Consider the following 3087-nt stretch of genomic DNA (forward strand, 5'->3'; position numbering starts at 1 on the left):
GTAACCTTAATATGCCCACCGCTTTTTGCAAGCACTGCCATGTTTGCAGCAGTTACAGTTCCTCCCGTCATTGTGATTGCCCCACTATTTTCTGCATTAAGCCCGATGAAAGCATTATTAATTGTTGTTTTGCCTTGCAATTCGATCAAGCTATCAGGATCGGTGGTAGCTGCGCCATAGTTACCATTTGTTGTTGTTAGAGCAACATCTGTAACCTTAATATGCCCACCGCTTTTTGCAAGCACTGCCATGTTTGCAGCAGTTACAGTTCCTCCCGTCATTGTGATGGTACCACTATTTTCTGCATTAAGCCCGATGAAAGCATTATTAATTGTTGTTTTGCTTTGCAATTCGATCAAGCTATCAGGATCGGTGGTAGCTGCACCGTATCCGTTGCCTATTGTTGTTAGAGTGACATCTGCAACCTTAATATGTCCACCACTTTTTGCAAGCAATGCTGCGCTTGTCCCAGTTACAGTTCCTCCCTTCATTGTGATGGTACCACTATTTTCTGCGCCAAGGCCAGTTACAGCATTATTAATCGTTGTTTTCCCATGTAATTCAATTAAGCTGTTAGGATCAGTGGAGGCTGCACCGTATCCGTTACCATCTATTGTTGTTAGTATTACATCCGTGACATCAATATATCCGCCGTTCTTTGCAAATAATGCTGCGCTTTTTCCAGTTACAGTTCCTTCCGTCATCATGATGACACCTCTGTTTTCTGTATAAAGCCCGATAAAAGCATTATTAATCGTTGTTTTCCCATACAATTCAATTAAGCTGTAAGGATCTGTGGAAGCTGCTCCGTTTCCGTTACCATCTGTTGTTGTTAAAACAACATTTTCGCCTCTAATATATCCACCGTTCACTGCCAATAATGCTCTGTTCCCCCCAGTCACTATTCCTCCCATCATTGTGATTGTGGAGAATAAACCGTCTGCATAGAGTCCATCGCCATAAGATGATGTAACTTGAACGCTGCCTTTTTGACTATTGGCTAAAGTAATGATGCTGCCTTCCGTAACGTATAGCCCAGCGTGTTCTCCATTATATTCTCCTCCTAATATCGCTATTTGAGAATGACCTTCTGCGGATATGCTGGTTTCTGCTTGGGTAATGGTTACATTTTCTAAAGTGACTTGACTTCCAGCAAAGGCTGTTATTCCTGTGTATAAAAACTCTTCATTTACCAATTCATTTTCTAATTCACTTTCCCAGCCAGCGTCTAATTCATTGTCCGATGTTTTTGCATTTGCTAGCTTGTCTTGATCACTTATGCTGGTGTTTGCATAAGTAATTGTTACATTTTCTAGCTTGTTTTTTTTGCTCTTACTTTCATTGAAGAATGCGCCAGTTTCAAAAGCTTTAATGGTTCCTCCTGTCATTGTGATTGTGCCACTGTTTTCTGCATAAAGCCCAATTACAGCATCATTAATTACCGTATTTCCATGCAATTCAATTTTACTGTTAACATCATTGGCTATTGCACCGATTCCGGTGCCATCTGTTTTTAAAGTAACATCTGAGATGTCAATATGTCCGCCATTTTCTGCAAGCAATGCTGTGCTTCTTCCAGTTATTGCTCCACCAGTCATTGTGATTGTAGATTGTTCACCATTTGCATAAAGTCCATCACCATGGGATGATGTAACTTGAACACTGCTTTTTTTGTTATCGGCTAATTCGCTATAAGTTAAAGTAATAGCGCTGCCTCCTGTAGCGGATATTCCTTTGAGTTCTCCATCAAATGCTCCTCCTAATATCGTTATTTCAGAATGATCATTTGCAAATATACTGGTGTTTGCTTGTGTAACCGTTACGTTTTCTAAAGTAACTTTGCTTTTGTTGTCGGCATTTATTCCCTCGTCCATGAAGTGGTCGTCTTTACCGCTTGATATTGTTACACCTTCCAGCTTGTTTTTATCATTCATACTGTTTTCGAAGAAAGCGCCAATTTCAGAAACCGTAATAATGCCTCCAGTCATTTTGATTGTAGCACCATCTTTTGCATTAAGACCAAGACGAATGTCAAAATCAGTTCCTTTAATGGCTGTGTCTTGCAGGAATGTAATCGCACTGCCAAGACCGTCAGCTGTTACAGCATAAATATCTGTGTCTTTATTCCCAACCACAGTTAAATGTGTGCCAGTGATTTCTCCGTTGTCTTTCGCATTAATCATCTCATACGTTGTATTAGATACTTCTTTTTTCTCGCCGGAAACTTCAAGAGTTTCAGCATATACATTGAGATGGGTGTTGAATAGCATGACAGCTATGACAGCCGTGCAGGATAAAAGGGACTTTTTACACATCAAGATTTCCTAAATTATAAGTAAATTATAAGTGCCACACACTCTTCCCCCGCTTATAAGAAGGATATCAAATGGATGGGTATTTTAGAGATGGAACGTGATAGGCGATTTTTATTTTTATGTAAAGTATAAAATAAATTATATATTTAATATATAATGAATTATATTTTAAATTCATTTTGTTCTAAAATAAATATATTATGTTAATATTATATAAGTATTATAAGTTTTTCTATTCAAGATATGTGTTATGTTTGCATAAAACTTGTTGCTTATGCTTAAAGAAAAGAAGTAGGCAAGAAAATTTCAAAAAACTGTATGCTTGAGCCTGATAGAGATCTCTTTCAACATCATAAACAAAGCTAATACCATAGCTTTCATGTTTTCCTTTAATACGGTTACGATGAAATAGCGTTCATTGATTTTTCAATCGACTTTTAGTTTTTTTCAAGGGAAATTTTTACTAGTTGAAAGCGTGATATTTTATTGTCTTGAAGTTTTCTAACTAATTTTCTCAAAGAGAAATGTTGGCGATGTGTATTAGTAGAGAAGAATAGAGGAGAGATAAAAAGGCAACACGATGTGCTGCCTTTTTTGTTAAATTGAATAGAATGAATAGGCTATTTTTATAGCCTTGTATTAAAACTGATAGCGTATGCCACCTGAAAAGCTTGCACCACTTATACCAGTTTTCTGAAGCTTTTGTTGATAGCTTACATCACCATGAAGAGAGAAATTGTGAGACAGTTGCGCATTGATGCCAACGCCGCCT

2 protein-coding genes are annotated in these 3087 nt (G+C 37.7%); both read right to left on the reverse strand.

The features are described from left to right. Nucleotides 1–2315, reverse strand: a 2315-nt coding sequence (locus ACFIM8_RS08575) for a beta strand repeat-containing protein (RefSeq protein WP_375614787.1), incomplete at its 3' end; no start/stop codon positions are given. A gap of 639 nt (nt 2316–2954) precedes the next feature. Beyond that, nucleotides 2955–3087, reverse strand: a 133-nt coding sequence (locus tag ACFIM8_RS08580; RefSeq protein ID WP_375607490.1) for an autotransporter outer membrane beta-barrel domain-containing protein, incomplete at its 5' end; no start/stop codon positions are given.

This window comes from Bartonella sp. AC535YNZD (assembly GCF_042196625.1).
GTDB lineage: Bacteria > Pseudomonadota > Alphaproteobacteria > Rhizobiales > Rhizobiaceae > Bartonella.